Here is a 447-nt window from a genome sequence, read left to right as displayed (position 1 = left end):
ATGTGGTCGAGTACGAATTCTCCTTCAACGCGACCAACTACACGGGATCCCTCCCTCGCACGAACGGCGCCGCCACCTCGACGACGACCACCTGGTCCGGCGCCAAGCCGCCGCTCGCCGGGCCGAATGTGCTGTACGTACGGGCCGTTGACGACGCGGGGCATGTGTCGGATCCCCGGAAGTACTTCTTCTACATCACCCCCCGAGACAAAGCCGACACGGCAGGCGACTTCACCGGTGACAAGTTCGCGGACCTGATGGTGGTGAACTACAACGGCGACCTCTGGATGTATCCCAACAGGGGCAACTTCGACCTGACCAAGGGGACCGCTACGTTCGGGCCCGCGATGTCCGGCGCCTATCGGGAGAACCCGGCGAAGGACCCGAACGGGAACGTGGCCGACAACAAACCGCTGTACGTCGGTCAGGTGCCGGGGTACTGGAAGA

1 pseudogene is annotated in these 447 nt (G+C 63.5%); it reads left to right on the top strand.

What is annotated here, in order from left to right:
- Positions 1 to 447, top strand: a pseudogene (locus G3I60_RS44015) (hypothetical protein); the annotation flags it as partial.

The sequence above is a fragment of the Streptomyces sp. SID13666 genome (assembly GCF_010548325.1).
GTDB lineage: Bacteria > Actinomycetota > Actinomycetes > Streptomycetales > Streptomycetaceae > Actinacidiphila > Actinacidiphila fildesensis.
The sequence above is the reverse complement of the archived record's forward strand: the minus strand, read 5'-3'. Positions and strand labels throughout refer to the sequence as shown.